The sequence below is a fragment of the Herbaspirillum lusitanum P6-12 genome (assembly GCF_000256565.1).
Lineage (GTDB): Bacteria > Pseudomonadota > Gammaproteobacteria > Burkholderiales > Burkholderiaceae_D > Herbaspirillum > Herbaspirillum lusitanum.
Genome location: NZ_AJHH01000304.1, coordinates 1 through 3,477 on the forward strand (window position 1 = coordinate 1; position 3,477 = coordinate 3,477).

The 3,477-nt window shown below is 60.4% G+C and carries 2 protein-coding genes and 1 pseudogene; 1 reads left to right on the forward strand and 2 read right to left on the reverse strand.

Features of this window, described 5'->3' with window-relative positions; genetic code table 11:
* Positions 1 to 40: 40 nt before the first annotated feature.
* Complete coding sequence (locus tag HLUSI_RS0109530; protein WP_016833751.1) at positions 41 to 307, reverse strand: hypothetical protein; 267 nt, start codon at positions 305 to 307, stop codon at positions 41 to 43.
* A 152-nt stretch (positions 308 to 459) separates the two neighbouring features.
* Positions 460 to 1,300, reverse strand: a pseudogene (locus HLUSI_RS27885) (NAD(P)H-dependent flavin oxidoreductase).
* A 479-nt stretch (positions 1,301 to 1,779) separates the two neighbouring features.
* On the opposite strand from HLUSI_RS27885, the gene HLUSI_RS34635 reads away from it, so the two are divergent.
* A partial coding sequence (locus HLUSI_RS34635; RefSeq protein WP_016833754.1) for a methyl-accepting chemotaxis protein occupies positions 1,780 to 3,477 on the forward strand: 1,698 nt, incomplete at its 3' end.

Sequence of the window (3,477 nt, forward strand, 5' to 3'; positions counted from 1 at the left end):
ATTCAGTTTCAAAATTCAGTTCCAAGGCGCAGTTTCAGATTCAATGCGACTTGTCGAACGGGTCGTCCTTGCGCGGCGCTTCGCTCGCGCGTTTGCCGGCGCCCTTGTTTATTTCGTCGAGACCGCCGCTGCCGCGCAGATCGGTGTCCACCTGGCCTTCGCGGATGTCCTGATAGGCGCGTCGCATTTCCTTCTGGTCGACGTCGCTGCGCTGGCTGTCGCCGGACTGGTCGTGCTCATGGGGCAGGCGTGCCTTGTTTTCCGGCTTCGGGTGGCGGTCTTTTCTGGTGCGGAGAAAACTGGTCATAAAGTCCTCACGTTGTATGGAGTTCGAGACCGTACGACATACAAGTGCGCGAGAAGTGCCGTTAGTTACAAAGTCATTTGCAAATAGCGGCGTTGTCCGACAGAAGCCGTCTGTCGGAGCCGTTTCAGGGCAGCGTCGGACCTGCCTCCGGACTACAGCGCCAGGCGTTGGCGCGCAGCCGCATATTCGGCTTCCAGCCGGTCCACCATGTGCGCCACGGTCGGCACATCATCCATCAGGCCGACCGCCTGGCCGGCGCCCCAGATGTCGCGCCAGGCCTTGGCCTTGGTGTCGCCGCCCGAGCCGAAATTCATCTTGGTCTTGTCCGCTTCCGGCAGGTTCTCCGGGTCAAGTCCGGCGTTGATGATGGACTTCTTCAGGTAGTTGCCGTGCACGCCCGTGAACAGGTTGGTATAGACCACGTCGGCCGCGCTCGAGTCGACGATGGCCTGGCGATAGTCGTCGCTGACGTTGGCTTCCTGGGTCGCCAGCCAGCGCGAACCGATGTAGGCCAGGTCGGCGCCCATGGCTTGCGCCGACAGGATGGCGTCGCCGGTGGCGATGGCGCCGGACAGGATCAGCGGTCCCTTGAAGAACTTGCGCACCTCGCCCACCAGCGCGAACGGCGACAGTGCGCCGGCATGGCGGCGGCGCGCGCAGGCTGGAAATGATGATCGGCACGCGATGCTTCACGCAGACTTCCACATCGTGGGCAAGGCGGTCGTTGGACTGGTGCACGATCTGGTTGACGGCGATCGGACCGATGATGGCGTCGGGATTGGTAGCCTGATACGCCGCCAGTTCCGTCTGCAATTGCGTCAGCCAGACGTCGAGTTGCTCGGCCGGCCGCGCGTTGAGGGCAGGGAAGGAGCCGACGATGCCCGCCTTGCACTGCGCCGCCACCAGTGCCGGGCTGCTGGCGATGAACATCGGCGAAGCGATCACGGGCAGGCGCAGGTTCTGCAGCACGGCTGGAAGGGCGGAAGTAGGCATGGCGTCTCGTCGTTGTAGTAGGTAATGCAAAGATTATAGGATAAAAATATTACGATCGTGCTTTTTTGTGTTGTTGCTTCAAATGTTTTTTGCTTTTGCCAAGACTTTTTATTTTGCAAATATGTTATGTTTTCTACAAGTCAGTCGAAGACAGTTCTACGCATCCGTACTGGAGACTATCTGCAGGTGCGTAGCAGTGCCGTTCTGGCCTATACAAGGTGATCTTTTTCCTGGGGGGATATATGGATACCTTACTCATCGTGGCCGCCATTGCAGGCGGACTCATCGTCGCGGCGATCGTTCACAGTCGCCATCTGCATGCACGTCTCCGACACGTACGCGCGCGCAGTCACTACAAACACTGACGTTTTTTATTTGATCGCCATCTCGCGTGGCGCCGTGTTGCACGGCGCCACGATGCCTTCACACGCCCCTATCCTTCGGTGGGCGGAATCTCTCACGGAAACAGGGGAACGGCAATGCGCAAATTGTTTACGCTCAAGCGGAGTTTTTTCTTCTTCATCATCTTGGCGGCGCTGTCGCTGCTGATGTTCGGCGCATTGCAAATGATTTTGCGGGCACAACACGAAATCGAAAGAGCCGGTGACTCGCGTTATGACTCCTACAAACTGGCCAACGAAGTGCGCAACAACTCCGAGCACCTGACCCAGTCCGTGCGCAGCTACGTCGTTACCGGCGACCCGCGCTTCGAGACCGTTTACTGGGACATCGTCGCCGTCAGCAGCGGCAAGAAGCCACGCGCAGACGGCCGCACCATGCCGATCACCGACCTGATGAAACAAGCCGGCTTCACCGACCAGGAATTCGCCAGGCTCAATGAAGCGCAATCACTCTCCACCGCGCTGATCAAGACCGAAGAAGTCGCCATGCACATGGTTAAAGGAGAGTACGACGACGGCACCGGCAAATTCACCAGGAAGGATGCGCCCGACCTGGAGAAGGCGCGCAAGCTGGTGCACGACGATGTCTATGAAAAGAACGCCGCTTCCATCATGCGTCCCATCAATGAATTTGAAAAACTGATGGATCAGCGCACCCGCGGTGAACTTGACAAGGCGCGCCGCGACGGCAGCATTGCCTATGCCGTCGGATTGGCCATGCTCGGCGTGATGCTGGCGATCTCGGTGGCCGTGCTGTATGCGCTGTACGTACTGATCAAGAAACAGCTCGACAAGAGCCTCGCGGTTGCCGAACGCCTCGCCACCGGCGACCTCACCGCTGAACTGGAAGTGGAACGCGACGACGAAATCGGCCGCCTGATGGGCGCCATCAACGGTATCGGACACGGACTGGCCAGCGTGGTCGGCAATGTACGCACCGGCACGGAAACCATCAACGTCGCCTCGCGCGAAATCGCCACCGGCAACGCCGATTTGTCCAACCGCACCGAATCGCAAGCCTCCAGCCTGGAAGAAACCGCCAGCTCCATGGAAGAGTTGACCTCGACCGTGCGCCAGAACGCCGACAATGCGCGCCAGGCCAATTCCCTGGTGACCTCCGCCTCCGAACTCGCCGTCAAGGGCGGCAAGGTGGTCGGCGACGTGGTGCATACCATGGGGTCGATCAAGGAAAGCTCGAGCAAGATCGTCGACATCATCAGCGTGATCGACGGCATCGCCTTCCAGACCAATATCCTGGCGCTGAACGCGGCGGTGGAAGCGGCGCGCGCAGGTGAGCAGGGCCGCGGCTTTGCCGTGGTGGCCTCGGAAGTGCGCAGCCTGGCGCAACGCTCGGCGTCAGCGGCAAAGGAGATCAAGGAACTGATCAGCGACTCGGTCGGCAAGGTCGACGCCGGCGGCAAGCTGGTCGATGAAGCGGGCGCAACGATGGGCGAGATCGTGACCTCGGTCAAGCACGTCGCCGACATCATGGGCGAGATCACCGCAGCCAGCCAGGAGCAGAGCACCGGCATCGAGGAAGTCAATCGCGCCATCACGCAGATGGATGAAATCACGCAGCAGAACGCCGCGCTGGTGGAGCAGGCCGCTGCCGCCGCCGAGAGTCTGCAGGAACAGGCCGACTTGCTGGCGAAGGCCGTCAGCGTCTTCAAGTTGTCCGGCACCGACCATGGGCATGGTCATGTGCAGCCGGTCAGGCATTCCGCTCCGGTTGCAGCCGCAGCAAAGGTCCGGCGTCTTGTCGCCTATCCCAATCGC